The organism is Actinoplanes sp. NPDC051346, assembly GCF_040682215.1.
Taxonomy (GTDB): Bacteria; Actinomycetota; Actinomycetes; order Mycobacteriales; family Micromonosporaceae; genus Actinoplanes.
Window position 1 is genome coordinate 397,979 of sequence record NZ_JBFBAJ010000003.1, and the last position, 15,685, is coordinate 413,663.

General features: G+C 70.9%; 14 protein-coding genes. 11 read left to right on the forward strand and 3 right to left on the reverse strand.

Annotated elements, in window-relative coordinates; all coding sequences use genetic code 11:
* Nucleotides 1-7: 7 nt before the first annotated feature.
* Genes AB0M36_RS10080 through AB0M36_RS10090 form a run of 3 tightly spaced genes read right to left on the reverse strand, consistent with a single transcriptional unit; the run spans nucleotide 8 to nucleotide 2,958 of the window.
* Nucleotides 8-748 carry an SGNH/GDSL hydrolase family protein gene (locus AB0M36_RS10080; RefSeq protein ID WP_364155018.1) on the reverse strand — a complete coding sequence of 247 codons (741 nt, stop codon included), beginning with the start codon at nucleotides 746-748 and terminating at the stop codon, nucleotides 8-10.
* Between the two features lie 9 nt (nucleotides 749-757).
* The gene (locus tag AB0M36_RS10085; RefSeq protein ID WP_364155020.1) at nucleotides 758-2,254 is read right to left on the reverse strand and encodes a glycosyltransferase family 4 protein; all 1,497 of its coding nucleotides are present in this window, start codon (nucleotides 2,252-2,254) and stop codon (nucleotides 758-760) included.
* A complete protein-coding gene (locus tag AB0M36_RS10090) occupies nucleotides 2,251-2,958 on the reverse strand; it encodes a glycosyltransferase (RefSeq protein ID WP_364155022.1) in 708 nt (235 codons plus the stop codon). The genes AB0M36_RS10085 and AB0M36_RS10090 overlap by 4 nt, the downstream gene beginning before the upstream one ends.
* Before the next feature lie 256 nt (nucleotides 2,959-3,214).
* Between AB0M36_RS10090 and AB0M36_RS10095 the strand changes: the two genes are divergently transcribed.
* The 11 genes from AB0M36_RS10095 (at nucleotide 3,215) to AB0M36_RS10145 (ending at nucleotide 15,667) form a co-directional block, all read left to right on the forward strand.
* The gene (locus tag AB0M36_RS10095; protein WP_364155024.1) at nucleotides 3,215-3,634 is read left to right on the forward strand and encodes a hypothetical protein; all 420 of its coding nucleotides are present in this window, start codon (nucleotides 3,215-3,217) and stop codon (nucleotides 3,632-3,634) included.
* Nucleotides 3,635-3,747: 113 nt separating this feature from the next.
* Nucleotides 3,748-4,476, forward strand: coding sequence for an L-type lectin-domain containing protein (locus AB0M36_RS10100; protein ID WP_364155026.1), 729 nt, complete (start codon nucleotides 3,748-3,750; stop codon nucleotides 4,474-4,476).
* Nucleotides 4,477-4,698: 222 nt separating this feature from the next.
* Complete coding sequence (locus tag AB0M36_RS10105) at nucleotides 4,699-6,159, forward strand: family 16 glycosylhydrolase (protein ID WP_364155028.1); 1,461 nt, start codon at nucleotides 4,699-4,701, stop codon at nucleotides 6,157-6,159.
* A 366-nt stretch (nucleotides 6,160-6,525) separates the two neighbouring features.
* Nucleotides 6,526-7,503: a glycosyltransferase family 2 protein gene (locus AB0M36_RS10110; protein ID WP_364155030.1), complete on the forward strand. Its 978-nt coding sequence runs from the start codon at nucleotides 6,526-6,528 to the stop codon at nucleotides 7,501-7,503.
* Nucleotides 7,504-7,542: 39 nt separating this feature from the next.
* A complete protein-coding gene (locus AB0M36_RS10115; RefSeq protein WP_364155031.1) occupies nucleotides 7,543-8,493 on the forward strand; it encodes a glycosyltransferase in 951 nt (316 codons plus the stop codon).
* The gene (locus AB0M36_RS10120; RefSeq protein ID WP_364155033.1) at nucleotides 8,490-9,788 is read left to right on the forward strand and encodes a hypothetical protein; all 1,299 of its coding nucleotides are present in this window, start codon (nucleotides 8,490-8,492) and stop codon (nucleotides 9,786-9,788) included. The genes AB0M36_RS10115 and AB0M36_RS10120 overlap by 4 nt, the downstream gene beginning before the upstream one ends.
* Nucleotides 9,785-11,044, forward strand: coding sequence for a glycosyltransferase (locus tag AB0M36_RS10125; RefSeq protein ID WP_364155035.1), 1,260 nt, complete (start codon nucleotides 9,785-9,787; stop codon nucleotides 11,042-11,044). The genes AB0M36_RS10120 and AB0M36_RS10125 overlap by 4 nt, the downstream gene beginning before the upstream one ends.
* Nucleotides 11,041-11,433 carry a hypothetical protein gene (locus AB0M36_RS10130; RefSeq protein ID WP_364155037.1) on the forward strand — a complete coding sequence of 131 codons (393 nt, stop codon included), beginning with the start codon at nucleotides 11,041-11,043 and terminating at the stop codon, nucleotides 11,431-11,433. Before AB0M36_RS10125 ends, AB0M36_RS10130 begins: the two co-directional genes overlap by 4 nt.
* Nucleotides 11,430-13,226: a hypothetical protein gene (locus AB0M36_RS10135; protein WP_364155038.1), complete on the forward strand. Its 1,797-nt coding sequence runs from the start codon at nucleotides 11,430-11,432 to the stop codon at nucleotides 13,224-13,226. The genes AB0M36_RS10130 and AB0M36_RS10135 overlap by 4 nt, the downstream gene beginning before the upstream one ends.
* Nucleotides 13,223-14,479, forward strand: a complete 1,257-nt coding sequence (locus tag AB0M36_RS10140; protein ID WP_364155040.1) for a hypothetical protein — start codon at nucleotides 13,223-13,225, stop codon at nucleotides 14,477-14,479. The genes AB0M36_RS10135 and AB0M36_RS10140 overlap by 4 nt, the downstream gene beginning before the upstream one ends.
* Nucleotides 14,480-15,667 carry a glycosyltransferase family 4 protein gene (locus AB0M36_RS10145; RefSeq protein ID WP_364155041.1) on the forward strand — a complete coding sequence of 396 codons (1,188 nt, stop codon included), beginning with the start codon at nucleotides 14,480-14,482 and terminating at the stop codon, nucleotides 15,665-15,667. It abuts the gene before it with no gap.
* Nucleotides 15,668-15,685 lie beyond the last annotated feature (18 nt).

Here is a 15,685-nt window from a genome sequence, read left to right on the forward strand (position 1 = left end):
CTCTCTGCTACCTCGCGGCAGCGGCTGGGGTCCGGCTGGTGGCACGCAGGATCAGCTCGGCGACCCGGTCGTGTCCCGCGTCGTTCAGGTGGGCGTGGTCGTCAAGGAAGTCGTCCCAGTAACGAACGGCGTCGGCGGTGTCGACGAACCGCACGTCGGCGCGCTCGGCGGCGACGGCCCGCAGCAGGCCGTCGTTGTGCCGCAGCACCGGGTTGGTGCGGGGGAACTTGTAGGGGTCGACCCGCCAGAGCCCGACCAGCACCTTCGTGGCCGGCCCCAACTCGTCGAGGATCTCGCGCAGCCGCGCGGCGAAGACGTCCGACGGCAACCGGTGGTAGCCGCCGGTGGTCCCGATGATCACCCTCTTCACCAGGACCTTCGTCCGGGAGACCAGGATCTGCCGGGCCCGCTTGGCGCGCGTACGGCTGAAGTAGGGCCGCGGCTCCATCCCGGCCGGACCCCGCCAGCTCCGCGGCGCGAACCGGTCGAGCAGCGCCTGCAGGAACCGGCTGGGGTGCACGTGCCCCTCGGCGGCGCCGAAGGAGAGGAGCACCACGTCCGGCCGGAAGGCGCGGATCCGCTCGAGCGTCTCCGGCGTCACGTCGGCCACGGTCTGCGCCGAGCGGGAGAGCTGCAACGTCTCCACGTCGGGGCCGAGTAGCTCCGCGTAGCGCACGGCGTAGGAGCGCCCCTGCACGCCGAGTCCCAGCGTGCTGCTCCCGCCCAGAAATACGACCTTGATCGTCATGTCATCCCCCTATCCGCTGTGCGCCGGCGCGGCGCAGTGGTCTGCGAAGAACGGCCGCAGATCGCCCGCGCGGGGCCCGGCGGCGCGCTTCCAGCCGAGCAGGTCGGCCGGGCGGGCCAGCCACACCCAGGTGACGGCCGGGTCGGTGTCGACGCCGATCCGCTGCAGCAGCGCGGTCGCGTCGCTCTCGTCGAAGCCGGCCAGCAGGATGCGGACCCGCCCGGACGCGGGGTCCGCCGGGTCGCCGGCCTCCCAGTCGACCTGGTCCACGCCGCGCAGCCGGGTGAAGTCGATCCGGGCGGCGAGGCGCACGGGCAGGTCCACGACGGTGGACAGATCGCAGACGGCGCGCCGGTCGGCGTCGACCCGCCGGGCGTCCTCGGCGGCGAGCAACGCGGTGATCCGGTCGGCGGTGGCGTTCCAGGTGAAGCGGCCGGCCCAGGCCCGGCAGCGGCGGGCCCAGAGCGCGGCCGCCGCCGGGTCCTCCAGCTCGATCAGCGCCGAGGTCAGCTGCCCGGCCAGGTGGGCGGGCCGGGCGACGACCCAGCCGGTGAGGCGGTTGCGCACGGAGTCGCGCAGGCCGGGTGAGGCCAGCACGACCGCCGGAACGCCCAGGCTCATCGCCTCGGTCACCGCCAGCCCCCAGCCCTCGACCTCGGAGGTGCAGACGGTCAGCCAGCCGGAAGCCAGCAGCCGGTTCCGCTGCTCGTCGCCGACCCTGCCGTGCAGGGTCACCCGCTCCCGAAGGCCCAGTTCGTCGATGAGGGCGGTGAGCTCGGCGCGGCACGGGCCGTCGCCGAGCAGGTGCAGTTCGACGTCCGGGATCAGTTCGGCGACCCGCGGCATCGCGCGCAGCAGCAGGTCCCAGCGCTTGTGCGGGGCGAGCCGGCCCACGCACACGATGCGCGGCGCCTCGGCACGCCGGGCGCCCGGCACGGTCAGGGGCGCCTGGCCGTTGGCGGAGACGAAGACCGGGCCGCGCAGGCCGAGCACCCTGCGCACCTCGGTACGCGAGGAGGGCGAGACGACGGCGATGGTGCGTTCGCCGTACACGACGCGGTTGCCGACCCTCTCGATCCACCGTCCGATCTGGGCCAACGGGAAGCGGAAATGCTGGGCGAACATCGTCTGGTGCACGTGGTGGATGAGGACGACGACGGGCACCCGCCGCCCGACGGCCAGCGGCGAGAAGAACGGGATGCCGTTGCAGGTGTCGACGATCCCGTCGATGTCGTTGCGGTGACGCAGCAGCCAGAGCAGCGCTCGGAGATAGACGGTGTAGGCGTTGCCCATCCGGCGTACGGTCACGCCGCCGAGCTGGACGGTCCGTGCCGCACCCCGCGGTCGGGAGGTGACGACGGTGACCCGCTGGCCGGCCGCCGCCATCCGCGCGGTGACCTGGTGCATGTATTCCTCGGCGCCGCCGCCGAGCGGGTGCTGACCGTCCTTGAAGTTCAACCACACGACGTGCTCGCCGGGCTCGCCGCGAAAGCGCCGTCCACTCACGTCGTCACCCGGGGCAGGATCAGCGTGCGGTCCCAGTCGTCCGGGGCGCCGGTCGCGATACGACCGTGCGCGGCCATCCGCAGGCCGGCATGCCGCGGGGTGTCGCTCAGCGTGGGAACGAAACCCGGACCATCGGGCAGTTCGTCGTCGAACAGCAGCTCGGCGACCGGCTTGTCCATCACGGTGAGCCGCTGCCCCTCGGCCGCCAGGCAGACGATGTGCGTGCCGTCACGAAGCAGATGCGCGGCACGGCGCAGTGCGTCGACCGTGCCGCGCCCGAACGAGTCCGGCTCTCCGAAGCCGACCCACCGGGCCCGGCTGGTGCGGGCGCCGCGGAGCGCGCCGGCTCCCCAGCCGGGAATGGAACAGCCGAGCACCCGGATCGGAATCAGCGAGCCGGCGGCGACCTCGTCGATGGCCTCGACGGTCCGGTCGCTGGAGCCGCCGTCGACCACGGCGATCGACACGGTGAGTTCGAGGGCGAGCAGCGCGAAGGCGGCGTCCGAGAGCCGGGACGGCAGGTCGTCCTCGCGGTTGACCACCGGGAAGATCAGTTCCAGGTCGGTGTGCCGCTGGGGCCGGCCCGGTGGTCGTGCCGTGCGGTCCAGGAGCAGGGGCCGGGTCGGCGTCGTTCTCGCAGCGGTGGTGCTGGTCGTCCTGCTCCGGCCCTCGTCGATCGAGTCCCTGGTGAGAGCATGTCGCATCTCGTCGGCTCCGCCCCCGTTGCCTGGTTTGTCGCCCCATTCTGCCCGCATCGGCGGGGGCAAAAACCCCAGAAACAGGCAGATAACCACCTATCTGGATAGTTCTGGTCCGAAAAGGTCCGATTGCGGTCGTCGAACGACCTACCCCCCGGGGGTGCTCTTCGGGAGAACGGCTGCGAAAACCTGGCCGACGTGATTAACCCCCAGCGGTTAAGCACCGATGGCACCGCTCGACATGGTGGTTACCGTCGAAGTCGTGGACCTCCCCCTGGCGACAATCCTCATCGTCCTCTGGTCGTCTTTCGCCACGATGGCCGTCGTGGCGGCGGCGCTCTACTGGCACGGCCGCCCCCGGCGGCCGACGGCCGACGTCGGCCGCCTCCACCGGCTGGCGGCCTACTGGCGCGCCCGCACCCACCGGGTCACGCTGTCGTGGCGAGGGCGTCCGCGCCGGGTGGCACCGCCGGTGCGACTGTCTCCGCGCCGGGAACGCCCCGATTCGGCGGCCCTCGAGCACGCGCACCGCCTCTGGCTCGACGGCCTGGCGGGCAAGAGCAACCGGGAGAACCTGTCCGACACCGGGCGCCACCATCTGCCGCCGGAATTGCTGCGCATGCCGACGTACCGACTGAGCCCGGAGCGGATCGCGCGCGCCAGGATTCCCGACCAGAACTAAACGGGCGGGACTATTCGGCCGAAAGTATGAGGCATTACCGTTACCGGCGTTTCGCTTTTTCGTGCGGTTCAAGGTGGTTTCGACCGTTCTAACCCGCACGAGGGGAACACGCAATGCGAAAGCGCTTGGCAACGTGCGCGGCCATCACCCTGGCCGCCGCACTGGCCGGCACGGCCACGTCGACGGCCGCGGTGGCCGTACCGACCGGGATCAGCTATACCGACTTCGGCGTCGACCCGGGTCTGCGCCTGGTGGGCAGTGCCGCCGTCGACGGCACCGCACTTCGCCTGACCAGCGACACCAAGCGCCAGGCCGGTGCCGCCTGGTCCCGGATGAAGATCAACCCCAAGATGTCCTTCGACACGACGTTCGACGTCTCGATGACCGGCGCGGTCGGCCACGCCGACGGCGTCGCGTTCGTCCTGCAGAACGACGGACCGAGGGCCATCGGCGGACACGGCGGAAGCCTCGGATACGGCGGCATGACGCACTCCGTCGCCGTCGAGTTCGACACCTTCCGCAACCCGAACGACGTGGACAACAACCACGTCGCCGTGGTCACGGGAGGCGCCTCGGACCAGGCGCAGTCGATGGTGGCGCCCTCGCCGATCCAGATGTTCGGCCAGACCGTGCGGGTTCGGATCACCTGGCTCGCGAAGACCAAGACGCTCAAGGTGCGGGTCAGGGCCCTGGGCGGTCCGGGAATGAAGATCCTGGAGGAGAGGATCGACCTGCGGAAGGCGCTGGGCTACAAGAAGGCGTTCGTGGGCTTCACCGGCGGCACGGGTGAAGACGTGTCGGTGCAGAAAATCACCAACTGGACGCTGAAGGTCATGCCCTGACCAGAACGGTTCACAGTGGGGCCGACGCGAGACGCGACGGTCCCACCAACCGGCCGCTTGATCGTTGTCTTCTCGGTGAGACAACACGGGCCGGGGTCTCGGTAGCGAAGAAGTTGCTGTTACCCGGTGCGGCGGTGGGGCGCTAAGTCATCCCACGATCGGTCCGACCCTGTGGTTGCTCACGTCCTCGACCAGAGGAGGTCACGCACACCTGGAGGAGCCTTGGCCCGAAACAAGCGTGCCGGAACGACTGGCGCGACCAAGACCCGTACGGCCCGGCTCACCGCGCTCGCGAACGTTCTGGTCATCGGCGCCACCGCGGCCCTCACCATGCCGGACGGCACACGCGCGATCGCGGCCTCGAAGGCGGTGGCCCACTCGGTCAGAAGCGTGCGGGCGACCACCGTCGACCTCATGGAGATCGTCGCGAACGGCTCGGCGGCGACCTCTCTGACCGGCTGGACTTCCCGGTCCCACTCGGGCGGCGTCGGCATCCAGCGCGTGACCGGCCTCGCGGGATCATTCCCGGGCACGACCGGCGTGCGGATCAGCCGGTCGGGCGGCACGGGCACCTGGGCCTACGCCCTCGCCACGCTGAAGAGCCCCGAGACCGCCTTCACTGTCGGCACGACCTACACCATGAGCGGATGGATCCGGGACCTGACCGGCTCCGGCAGGACGATCGGGCTGCTCCTGGGCAACGCGAACTACCAGCACCGGCCCACCACCACCGCGGAGTACACCAAGTTCACCGACACGAACTGGCACTACGTCAGCCGTACCTTCATCGCCACGGCACCCGGCTTCGCGGACACCGCCCTCTACCTCGGCCTACCCGCCAGCGGCTCGTTCGATTTCCAGCTCACCGACCTCAGCGTGCGGCCCGCGCCCATGCCCGCTCCGGCCCGCACGGTGGCGCCGCCGTCGCGCGTGGTCTCGTTCGCCGGAGCGGCCGGGACGGCCCCGGACGCCGGCACCTGGAACTACGAGATCGGCGGACACGGCTGGGGCAACGGGGAGGCGCAGACGTACACCTCGCGGACGTCGAACGTCCAGTTGGACGGGACCGGCCGGCTGAAGATCACGGCCCGCCGCGAGACGCTCACCGGCCCGGACGGCATCACGCGCAAGTTCACCAGCGCCCGGATCACCTCCAAGGGCAAGCTCGCCGTCGCGCCGGGCTCCTACGTGGAAGCTTCCCTCACCGCGCCGACCGGGCCCGGCCTCTGGCCCGCCTTCTGGATGCTCGGCACCACCATCGACACGGTGGGCTGGCCGGCCTCGGGCGAACTCGACATCTTCGAGGGGATCGGCGGCAGGCCGACCATGGCCCACTCCGCGGCGCACATGGCCACGGCCGCCAACCTCAAGATCGACCTCCCGTACGGCTGGGGCGAGGCGGGAGGAACCACCGACCTCGGCGAGCCCGTCGACGCGCGCAGTCACACCTACGGCGTCTACTTCGACTCCAAGACGGTGCGCTTCTACATCGACCGCAAGCCGACGATGACCCTGTGGGCCGCCGACGCGCTCGCGACCGGCCGGACGTGGCCGTTCGGCGGTTCGCAGTACCTGATCCTCAACGTGGCCGTCTCCGGGGAGGTCGACACATCCGCGACCGCCTTCCCCAAGGACATGACCGTGGGTCCGATCTCGATCTGGAACACCGGAGTGCCCTTCTAAGCCCATCGAGCATTCCGACTGCCCGCGTCCTGGTGGACGCGGGCAGTTTTCGTATATGGACATGAATGCGATTCTGCCGGTGCGGCGAGAAATGTGAAGCGGCATTGAATGGCTATTCGCGAATAGCGGTGGGCACGCATCTAACAGGGTCGTCTGATCGGGCGGGCGGAAACTGACGGATGTGTGCCGGGATCCGGCGATAATCCGAAACCGTCGGCGGTGGCTTGACGCGGTCCGAGGGCATGCGTGAAGCTTCCAGCAGCAAGGAATCGGGCAAAACTGACATTGATTCAGGTGTGAAATTCAACCCGCCCTTGACTGCAACACATCCCCACGACACCTCGCCCTATTCCGGGAGATAATCGCATGCCCAAGCCCAGCAAGAGGGACGTTGCCTCGTCGGCATCGGTCACCGTTCTGCCGGCCGACTGCCCCCGGGTTTCGGTGGTTATTCCGACCAAGAACGAAGCGAAGAACATCGGTTGGGTGCTCGAGCGTCTTCCCCTCGGCGTCTTCGAGGTAATCGTCGTCGACGGCAGATCCGTCGACGGCACCGTCGAGGTCGCCCGCGGCCTGCGCGACGACATCGTCATCGTCGACCAGACGCGCACCGGCAAGGGCAACGCCCTCGCCTGCGGCTTCGCCGCCGCCCGGGGCGACATCATCGTCATGATCGACGCCGACGGTTCCATGGACCCCGCCGAGATCGTGTCGTTCGTCGGCGAACTGCTGGCCGGTGCGGACTACGTCAAGGGCACGCGCTTCTCGCTGGGCGGCGGCTCGTCCGACATCACCAGGATCCGCCGGGTCGGCAACGCCGCCCTTAACGGCCTGGTCAACGGGCTCTACAAGGCATCGTTCACCGACCTCTGCTACGGCTACAACGCCTTCTGGGCACACGCGGTCAAGCACCTCGAACTGCCGACGCCCGCCGGGCGGGAGCCGCAGACCGGCGACGGCTTCGAGGTCGAGACGATGATGAACATCAGGGCCGCGATCGCCCCTCTCGTCGTGCGAGAGGTCGCGAGCTACGAATCCGATCGGCTGCACGGCGTGTCGAATCTCCACGCCGTGCGGGACGGCCTGCGCGTGCTGCGGGTCATCGCCAAGGAGTACGGCACACCGGCGGCACGGGCCGTCCGGTCAGCGGCCGGACGGTCGACGGCGGCGCGCGCCGGACGGTCGACGGCGGCGCGGGCGGACCGGGCGCCCGTCAAACGGCCCGCGCCGGCTCCCACCCTGCCGCTGCCCGCGATGCGGCAGCCGCCGGTCCCGCCCCGGCGGCCCGCCGCCGAGCCGACCGAGTCCAGCACCTTCACCACCCGCGTCGGCGGTGCCCGGTGACCCTGACGTCGCCTCTCACGTCCGGGACGTGCACCCGAGATGCCTGATTCCCCCGCGGTCACCGTGGCGCTGGCCTGTCATAACGCGGACCGTCTGCCGAGCATCCGGGCCGCGATCGATTCGGTCCATCGGCAGAGCCACCGTCCGGCGGACATCGTGGTGGCGGTCGACCACAACGCCGCCCTCAGCGCCGTTCTCAGGGCGGAGTTCCGCTCGGTCGTCGTGGTCGACAACGACGGCGCGAACCGTGGGGCATCGGGCACGCGAAATGTCGCCGCCGCGCGGGCCCGTACGCCGCTGATCGCATTTCTCGACGACGATGAAATCGCCGCTCCGACGTGGCTCGAACGACTCGTCGCCCCGTTCCACGACCCGAGCGTGGTGGGCACCGGCGGCCGTTACCGCCCGGTCTGGAATCGGCGCCGCCCCTTCTGGTTCCCGGACGAGTTCGGCTGGGTCGTCGGCGCCCATCACCGGGGAATGCCGACCACCGCCGCCCGGGTACGCAATGTCTGGGCCGGAAGCATGGCGGTGCGTCACGACGTCTTCCGCTCGGTCGGCGGCTTTCGGACCGACTTCGGAAAGGTCGGTGATGTCAGCCGTCCGGAGGACACCGACCTGTGCATCCGCATGGCCGCCGCGGGGCGGGGGCACTGGCTCTTCGTGCCGCAGTCGATCGTGGACCACGAAGTGCCACCCTCCCGGGCCACCCTGCGCTATTTCGCCGGCAGGTGCTACGCCGAGGGCGTCGGCAAGATCGAGATGCGTGCCGCACTGGGCGACGGTGACGCCCTCGGCGACGAGCGGACCTATGTCACGCGGACCATCCCGCTCGCTCTGGCCCGCAACATCGCGACGGGCCGCCTCGACCGCGCCGCCACCATGGCGCTCGGGATCGCGTGCGCCGCCGCCGGCGCGGCCTCGGCCTCCTGGGCGACGAAGCGGACGGGCGCGCCAAGGCCGCGTACCCGGATGAGTGGATCCGCATGATCGAGACGGTGACCGCGACGACCGAGACCAAGACCGGCAACCGTCGCGTGTACGGCGACGCCGTAGCGCTCGCCGGCTCCTCGTCGCTGACGGCCGGGCTCGGCATCCTGTTCTGGCTCCTCGCCGCCCGTGCCGTCGACCCGTCCAGCATGGGAATCCAGACGGCACTGCTCTCCGCGATCACCGCACCCGCGATCGTCATCGGCACCGGCGTGGGCGACGCCTTCGTGAGCCTGCTGCCCCGCGCCGGAGCCTCGCGTCGGAAGATCCTGCGCGCCGGCTACCGGCAGCTCGGCCTGACGGCGGCGGCGATCGGTCTCGTCTCCGGCCTGGCCTCGGTCACCTTCCTGCCCGGCCTGCGCGGATCGGTGACCACGGTGCTCCTGGTTCTCGCCGGGACCACGCTGTGGAGCTTCTTCGTCGTCCAGGACTGCGCGCTCACGGCGATGGGCCGAGCCCGCTGGCTTCCGATCGAGAACGGCCTCGTCAGCGTCTGCAAGATCGGCTTTCTGCCGCTGCTCGCGCTGTCGACCGCCTTCGGCCCCGTCGTGGTGACCGCGACGCTCCTGCCCGCGCTGCTAGCGGTGCTCGTCATGACGCCGCGCGTCTTCCGGCTGGCGGCCGCCGGCGACGATGCCCGGCCTGCTCCCGAGCTGGCCGCCGAGGCGAAATCGCTCGCCTGGCGCCTCATGACCGCCGGCGCCATGACGATCGGCGCGATGACGTTGCTGCCCTTCGTGGTGACCATCGTGGCCGGTCCGGCCGAGGGTGCGATCTTCGCGCTCTGCCTCACCGTCGTCCAGGGGCTCGACTTCGTCTCCGCCGCGCTCGGGGTGTCGCTTGTCGTCCACCAGGCCGGACTCGACGACACACCCTTTCCCCGGCTGGCCAGGGCCATCCTTCTTCGCACGGCTCTGCTGGTGGCCGCGGGCGCCGTGGTGCTCAGCCTCATCGCGCCCCACGCCCTGCCGCTGCTGGGCGACACGTATGCCGGCATGAACGGCGTCGAGATCATCGTGATCCTGTCCGGCGCGGCCGTGCCCCGGACGCTGTTCATCATCTGGGCGGCTCTCCAGCGGGCCCGCCGCACGGTCCGTCCGTTGCTGCGGGTCAACGCGATGACCGTGATCGTCCTGTACGTCTCCGTCGGGCTGCTGGCGAGTCGCTTCGGAGGCGTCGGCGCCGCGGGTGGCCTCTTGATCGCGCAGGTGTGGATGAGCTCCTGCGCCGCACTTCACCTCGTCTGGACACATCGGCGTTGGACCACCAGTTCGTCTCGCAGGGGGACCGCATGAAAACGGCGTACATCGACCGGCTGGAACCGGTGTTGCCAGGAGCGACACCCCTCTGGCCCGAATCCGTCTGGGTGGGCGAGATTTCCGACGAAGCGGTGACCGCCACCGCCCTGACCCTGGCCGGCGCCGCCGGCTTCGGCCGGGCCCGCCTCCTGGTCCGCCACGGCCGGGCGCCCCGGGGGTTCGTCGAGCTGGGAATCGAGGCGGGTCGCCTGGACGGCGTCGAGTTGCGGCGCCTCATCACGGCCCTTCCGGCCGCGGCGGACGCCCCGCCGGACGACAGCCTCAGCATCAGCGTCGTGCTCTGCACCCGGAACCGCCCCGAGCATCTCCGCACGGCCCTCGCCTCGCTGCAACGCCTCGAGTACGCGAACTTCGAGGTGGTGGTCGTCGACAACGGGTCGGACACGGACGCGACACACCGGATCGTCGCGGACCTCGACGACGCCCGCGTCCGATCCGTGGACGCCCCCGTCGCCGGCCTGTCGCGCGCCCGCAACGTCGGCCTCCGGCACGCCCGGCATGACCTCGTCGCGTTCACCGACGACGACGTGGTGGTCGACCCGGGCTGGTTGGCGGGGATCGCCGCCGGTTTCCGCTCGGAGCCCGACGTCAGCTGTGTCTCCGGAATGGTGCCCTCGGTCGAACTGACGTCGCCCTGCCAGGCCTATTTCGACAAGCGGGTGACCTGGGCACGCAACTGCGTCCGGGAGTCCTTCTCCCTGCGGCGCCCACGGCCAGCCGAGCCGATGTTCCCCTTCGAGGTGGGCAGGTTCGGCACCGGCGCCAACTTCGCCATCCGCCGGCAGACCGTCATCGCGCTGGGCGGATTCGACGAGGGATTCGGGGTCGGGTCGCCGACGGGCGGCGGCGAGGACATCGACATGTTCGTCCGGGTGCTGCTGAACGGCCACACCCTGGTGTACGAACCGTCCGCCATCATCTGGCACCGCCACCGGCCCGACCTGGCCAGCCTGACGAAGCAGATCCGTGACTACGGCACCGGCCTCGGCGCCTGGATCACCCAGCTCGCGCTCCAGCCGCGGACGGCGATGATGATCACCCGGCGGTCGGTGCCCGCACTGGCGCACCTCGGCAAGATCACCCGGATCGAGCGCGACCACGATCCCGAGATCGGCGACCTCGGACGCGCCGAGCGGCTCGCCGTCCTGCGCGGCCCGCTCGCCCTTCTGAAGGCCCGGCTGCACGGCGCCCGCCGCCGTCCCCTCGCCCAAGCCGCCCGGCACGCCTCATGACCCCGCGGCACTCCCGCGCGGTACGGGTATTCGACTTCGTGTCGGCGTACCCGTTGCTCGTCATGGCCTGGATCGCCGGCATCTCCGGCTTCCTCGCCGCCGTCGAAGCCCTGCCGTCGGGGCTGCGAGCCCTTCTCATGCTGCTGTTCATCGTCGGCGGACCCGGATCGGCGGTGCTGGCCTGGAGCCGGCGCCCGATGCGGCCGTCGTTCCTGCTCACCATCGTCCCCGTCACGGGCGTGGCCCTGTGGATCGTCGTGGTGACGGCGTCGGTGTCGGTCCCGTGGTGGGAGCCCCGGCTGCTGATGCTGATCGTCGCCTTCCTGACCATCTCGACGGCGCAGCTGGCCGCGTGGACCCGGGTGCCGACCCCGGGGGGACTCTCGTGATCGACACCCTCGTCCGGACGGGCACCATCTATGCCGCGCGCTCGGCCGCCGTTACCGGCGCGCCCGATCGGCCCGCCCCCCGTCCCCATCGCCGGGGGCGACACCACATCTCCCCCGTACGGCTGGCGGCGCCCTGGGCGGCCCTCGCCGTCGCGCTGATCCTGTGGCTCGTCTCCCTGCCCGGCCTGCGCGACGCCCCGGTCTCGCAGTACGGCCTGATCGCGGCGGGCCCGGGCACCTACCCGGCCGCCCTGCTGGCCGTCCTGGTCGCCTTCGTGCTGGCGGTGCGGTTCCGCAATCCGGTCGCCGCCGGCGCGGCCATCGTCGGGCTGATCGCCGTGGAGCGGCTGACGACCTCGCTGATCACCGAGGTCGCGCCGTACTCGTGGACGTACAAGCACATCGGGGTCGCCGACTACATCCAGGACCACGGCAGCCTCGCCCGCGGCGTCGACATCTACAGCGGCTGGCCCGGCCTGTTCGCCGTGACGGCGAGCTTCAGCGAGGTCACCGGGCTCTCGCCGATCACCATCGCGCACTGGTTCACCACGGGCGTTCACCTGGCGATCGCCGGCCTGGTTGTCGTGGCCGCCCGGTCCTGGGGGCTGGAACGGCTGCCGGCCCTCACCGCCGCCTTCCTCGTGGAGGCCACCAACTGGGTCGCACAGGACTACTTCGCGCCGCAGGCCGTCGCCTTCATCCTGATGCTCGCTTTCTTCGCCGTCGTCGGGCGCTTCCGCAACCACCCGTCGGCGCTGAGTGTCGTGGTCGCCCTCATCCTGTTCGCCGCGATCGTGGTCACGCACCAGCTGACCCCGTACTGGGTCATGCTCGCCACCGGCCTGCTGGTCGTGACGCGCCGGCTGCGGCCATGGTGGATCCTCGCGCCCATGGCGGCACTCGCCGGGATCTGGCTGCTCCTCAACTGGGAGATGGCCAGCCACTTCCTCTTCTTCTCCGCGGACCCGATCAGCAACGCGAAGTCCAACATCCCGACCCTCGGCGTGCTGGGACAGCAGGTCACCAGCCTGGTGATGCGGTCGCTGTCGGTCTCCTACCTCATGCTCGCGGCGGTGTGCGCCGTCATCGGGCGCAGGAACCACGCGCCGATCCTGGCGCCGTGCATCCTGGCCTTCAGCCCGATCCTCATCCTCGGCGGCCAGAACTACGGCGGCGAGGCGATCTTCCGGGTCTTCCTCTACTCGCTGCTCGGCTGCGCACTGCTGGTGGCCGCTCCCCTCACCGCGATGCTGCAGGCCCGCCTCGTCCGCGCCGGCGCGATCATGGTCATCCTGGCCTGGCTGGTGGGCGCCTCCGCGCAGGGCTACTTCGGTGGCTGGTCGGCGAACCTGATGACCCGGCAGCAGGTGGACTTCGCCGACGAGCTGCTCAACAAGGTGCCCTTCCCGTCCTATGTGACGGTGGCGGCGCCGGTGTGGCCCGAACGGGTGAACGGCCGCTACGCCGAGTTCGCCCGGTTCAAGCGCGACTACGACTCCCCGATGATCTACTCGGCGAACCTCGTCGGCTCGAACTTCGACACCGAGGCCTCGTACGCGACCTTCATGAAGTTGATCGCCGGCCGGACCGGCGGCCGGAACTACCTGATCATCAGCGAGCAGATGCGCGTCTACGACTGGTACTTCGGCATCCTCCCCCCGCGCGCCCTGGACAACCTGGAGAAGCGGATGCGCCGCGACCCGCGGTGGACCGTCGTGCACCAGGACGAGAAGGTCATCGTCTTCCGCGCGCAGGAATTCACCCCGCGACGGAATCTGGTGCGTTGGCCATGACCCCCCCGATACAGACCCCCACCCGGGCCATCAACCGGTTCGACCGGCCCTGGACCTCCGCCTCCACGGCCACCGTGATCGGCCCGATGCACGCGCCGACCCGGCAGGCCCTCGTCGAGGCCGTCGCCCGCACCGCGGCCGCCTGGCCGGAGAGCCGGCTGGACTGGTCGATCCGCGACCGCCGCTGGCACCGGCCCCCACCGGCCCGGCTAGACGACCTCGCCGACGGCATGGTCGCCGACCTGACGGCCGACCCGAGCGTCGACTACGGCCGCTTCCTGACCGACCTGGTGCACGACGAGCGCCAGCGGTGGCCGCTGGCGTTCTCCGTGGGCCACGACCACGTGGCCCTGCGGATGTCGCATGCCATCGGCGACGGCCGGGCACTCGTCGTGTTGCTCTCCCGGCTGCTGGAGACGGCGGTCACCGGCGAACCGGTGCCCTTCCCACCGCGGCCGGCCATGCCTCCTTTCGTCTCCGCACTGGGAAACTTCTTCGGTCGCTCGCCGAAACGCGCCCTCGCCGCGGCCAGGGCGATCCGGCACGCACCGCCCGTGGCAGAGGTAGCCACGCTGCCCTGGTCCCCCCAGCGGGTCACCCTCTATCACCGGATTCCCGGCGAGCTCGCCACCGAGATCCGCCGCTGGCGCAAGACGAGTGCCTCCGGAGCGACCAGCGCGGCCGTCGACCTCTCCCTGATCATGCGAGCCCTCGCCCTCAGCGGCGTACCGCTCGCCCCGGAGGTCCGGGTCCTGTACGACGTCCGGCGCTACCTGCCGGCGCGCTACCCCGAGCTGCACGGCAACTTCTCGGTGGGCCTGCTGATGGCGATGTCCGCGGCGATGCCGGCCGCGCGGCTCTCGGAGATGATCGCCAGAACCGGTGCGGTCGGCCGGCCCTTGACCGCGCTCGGCGCCGGGCTGGTGTTCAGCCGGCACCCCGGCGCCTCCCCCGTCACGGCCCCGGCCCGTCCCCGAGCCGAACTCGCCTTCACCTATCTGGGTCGTCCGCTGCCCATCGAACGCCTCCCCTGGCGCTCCGGGAGCGTCCCGGTCTGGAGCGGGAGCGTGCAACCCGCCGGCCCCCAGGGGCTGACGTTCGCGGTGACCGAGACCGGCCGTGCCGTCCATCTGTCCGCGAGCTTCCACGCGAACGTGCTGGACGCCGAACGGATAGAGCACGCGATGACGCTCATGACCGCGGATCCCATCTCCGTGTTGACCGACCGTACGAGCACGAACTTTGGAGTGTGAATGACGGCGCCTGTTCGACTGTTGGTGCTCGACCAGGCGGTGGGCGTGTGGGGCGCCCAGGCCTATCTGCTGAGAATGGCACCCGGACTGGCGAGACACGGTGTCGAGATGACCCTCGCCGGGCCGCCCGAACTGGACCTGGCGACGGCCTGGAAGGCGGCCGGCCACCCGCACATCGCCCTGCCGCTGCCCATCGTCCGGTCGGTACGCAGCGACGGCCACCGGGGCCGGCTCAGCCTGCGGGCGTTGATGCGCGAGGGTACGCAGCTGTGGCGTACCCGTGCCCTGATCCGGGCCGCGATCACCTCGTCGGGCTGCGACGCCGTGCACGCCAACGGGCACGCGATCCATCTCGACGCCGCCCTGGCCGCCCGCGCGGCCGGCAGACCCGCCGTGCTGCATCTGCACGAGGAGATGCCCCACCGCTTCGGGGCGGCGGTGCGCGCCTCGGCCGTCCGCGCCGCCGACACGAGTGTCGCGGTGAGCGAGGCCGTCGCCTCCGGACTGGCGCCGCGGACCCGGTCGAGGGTGACGGTCATCGCCAACGGCGTCGACACGGAGATCTTCCGTCCCGGTCCCGCCGACCCCGGCATCCGCCGCGGTCTGGGCGCCGCACCGGACGACGTCCTCTTCGTCGCGGTGACCCGCCTCGACCCCGACAAACGCATCGAGGACATCATCACCGCGCTCCGGCCGCACCGCGGACGGCCCGGCTGGCATCTGGCCATCGTCGGGGTCACGTCGAGCTATCCCGAGTACGCCGACCGGATGCGGGATCTCGCCCGGGAGGAACTGGGCGCCCAGGTCACCTTCACCGGCCGGCGAGCCGACGTGGCGGACATCTTCCGGGCCGCGGACGTGCTCGTGCACGCCGGGATGGTCGAGGGCATGCCGCTGGGCATGCTCGAGGCGCAGGCCTGCGGCGTACCGGTGATCGGATACCGGGTCGCCGGGGTGCCCGAGGCCGTCGTCGACGGCGAGACGGGCCTGCTCGCCCCCGCCGGGGACGTCGGAGCGCTCCGCCGGCACGTCAGCGCCCTGCTGGCGGACTGCGAGCTGCGTACCCGTCTGGGCGCCGAGGGAATCGCCCACGTCCGGCGGCGCCACACGTTGGACGGGCAGATCGTTTCCTATGTGCGGCTGCTCCATCACATGGTGGCCCGGCCCCTCGCGGGACGACCGCGCTGAAGACCGGCTCACCTTTGT